The organism is Kitasatospora sp. GAS1066B (genome assembly GCF_041262605.1).
Lineage (GTDB): Bacteria > Actinomycetota > Actinomycetes > Streptomycetales > Streptomycetaceae > Kitasatospora.
Genome location: NZ_JBGCCO010000086.1, coordinates 1 through 2,402, shown reverse-complemented (window position 1 = coordinate 2,402; position 2,402 = coordinate 1). Strand labels below are relative to the sequence as shown.

Genomic DNA, 2,402 nt, shown 5'->3' with positions numbered 1-2,402 from the left:
AACCCGACGGCACCCGACACTCCAACCGTCCGGCTGGTCGCACCCACCAGAGCCAGCCCGACCAGCCGGAAAACGACCTAAATCACCGGTATTGGATCTAGGGCCTGTCGTCAAACCCCCTTCGTCGCCCGCAGGGCGGATTGGCGGCGTCAGGTGCGTGCTCTTTGTCGGAGGGGCCCCGGCCCGCACCGCAATTCGCTTGCACCGCCGCGCTTCCGGCTGGCAGGGTGCCCGATCATGCCCACCTTCTCCGCGCATGACGGAACCGAGCTCAGCTACCGCGTGGTCGGTGACGGCCCCGCCGTCGTCTGCCTGCCCGGCGGACCGCAGGCCGCCGCCTACCTCGGCGAGCTCGGCGGCCTCTCCGCGCACCGGCAGCTGATCATGCTGGACCTCCGGGGCACCGGCGACTCGGCGATACCGCAGGACGCCGACTACTTCCGCTGCGACCAACTCGTCGACGACGTCGAGGCCCTGCGCGAGCACCTCGGCCTGGACCGGATGGACCTGCTCGCGCACTGCGCGGGCGCCAACCTGGCCGTGCAGTACGCGGCTCGCCACGCCGAGCGGGTCGGCCGGCTCGCCCTGATCACACCCAGCGTGTTCGCCGTGGGCCTGACGATCACCGGAGCCGACCGGCGCGAGACGGCGCTGTTGCGCCGGGACGAGCCGTGGTTCCCGGCAGCGTTCGCCGCTCTGGAGGCGCTCCTGGCGGGCCAGGCCACCGCCGACACCTGGCAGGCGATCGCACCGTTCTCCTACGGCCGTTGGGACCAGGCGGCGCAGGCCCACCAGGCGGCCGGGGAGGAGCAGACGAACACCCAGGCCATCGCCGCCTTCGGAGCCGACGGCGCGTTCGACCCCGACGGCACCCGCGCGGCGCTCGCCCGCTTCGCCCCGCCGGTCCTGCTGCTCGCCGGCGAGCTCGACCTGGCGGCGCCGCCGCGGGTGCTGGAGGAGTACCACGCGCTCTTCCCGAACGCCGAGTTCACCGTCCAGGCCGGCGCCGGGCACTTCCCGTGGCTCGACGACGCGAAGTGGTTCGCGGCGACCACGGCGGCGTTCCTGGGCTGACCAGGCGCGGTCCCCACCGGCTGGGCTCAGCGGCTCAGGGGTTCAGAGGCCGTGGCGTCGGTCGCCTGCCACCAGGTCCGCGACCCGCGCCTCGGTCTCGTGCGAGAACGCCTCGTGGTGCGCGGCCACCGCCCGCCGGGTCTCCTCGGCGATCAGGTCGGCGTTGATCTGGGCGGCCGCGGCGGCCCCGGCCGACGCGGCGCTGCCGACCTGCGCGGCCGGGTCGGTGACGTTGCCCGCCACCCACACCCCGGGCGCCTCGGTCCGGCCGGTGGCGTCGCAGGGGAGGAACTCGCCCATTCCCGAGGGGTGTTCGGCCGGCCGCAGTCCGAGCGGGTCCAGGAAGCCGACGCGCAGCGCCAGGCGCGGCGCGACCGCCAGCACCGCGCGGTCCACCACCCGACCGTCGCTCAGCCGCACGCCGACCAGGCGGTCCTCGGCGATCTCCAGGGCCGACACCTCGCCGTCCACCACGCGGATGCCGCGAGCGGCCAGCTGCTCCGCCTGCTCCTCGGTCGGCGGCGGCATGCGGTGGGAGAAGAGCGTGATGTCGGCGCTCCACTGGCGGAACAGCAGCGCCTGGTGCACCGCCATCGGTCCGCTGCCCAGCACGCCGATGGCCTGGTCGCGGACCTCCCAGCCGTGGCAGTACGGGCAGTGCACCACGTCGCGGCCCCAGCGCGCCGCCAGCCCTGACACCTGCGGCAGCTTGTCGACCAGCCCCGTGGTCACCAGCAGCCGGCGGGCCCGGACCCGGCGACCGTCGGACAGCGTCACCGCGAACCCGGACTGCCCGCTGTCCTCCCGGTCCACGGTGGCGACCTCGCCGGACACCACCTGGCCGCCGTAGCCGCGGACTTCGGCCCGGCCACGCTCCAGCAACTCGCCCGGCCGGATGCCGTCCCGGGCGAGCAGCCCGTGCACCGCCGCAGCCGGCGCGTTGCGCGGCGCGCCGGCGTCGATCACCACCACGGACCGTCGTGCCCGCGCCAGCATCAGCGCCCCGCTCAACCCGGCGGCGCCGCCGCCGACCACCACCACGTCATATCCGTCCCTCAGCTGATCGGTCACTCTGACCACCTCCAGGACTACCGTGCGCGCCGGGCGGCGAGGACGGCAATCTTTGTTGCTGTTTTGGCAACACCAGGCCGCGGGCAGATCGAACGCCGCCGACGGTGGGCTTGTACACGCCCCGAGGCTGGACCCACCGGGATCTCGAAGGTCCAGCCTCGGGGCGTGGGGGGGCCCCCCCCCCCCCGGGGGGGCCCCCGCCGGGGGGGGGGGGGGGGGCCCCCCCCCGCCGCCCCCCCGGGGGGGGGGCGGGGGCG

General features: G+C 75.1%; 2 protein-coding genes. One reads left to right on the top strand and one right to left on the bottom strand.

Annotated features, from left to right (window positions below):
• Positions 1-237: 237 nt before the first annotated feature.
• Complete coding sequence (locus ABH937_RS38145; protein ID WP_280694920.1) at positions 238-1,074, top strand: alpha/beta hydrolase; 837 nt, start codon at positions 238-240, stop codon at positions 1,072-1,074.
• A 42-nt stretch (positions 1,075-1,116) separates the two neighbouring features.
• Here ABH937_RS38145 and ABH937_RS38140 read toward each other — a convergent pair whose 3' ends face one another.
• Entirely contained in the window at positions 1,117-2,145 is a 1,029-nt protein-coding gene (locus ABH937_RS38140; protein WP_370220853.1) for an NAD(P)/FAD-dependent oxidoreductase, read from the bottom strand.
• Positions 2,146-2,402 lie beyond the last annotated feature (257 nt).

Excerpts from the sequence above, each read along its gene's own strand:
- ABH937_RS38145 (WP_280694920.1), top strand. The coding sequence starts at position 238 with ATGCCCACCTTCTCCGCGCATGACGGAACCGAGCTCAGCTACCGCGTG.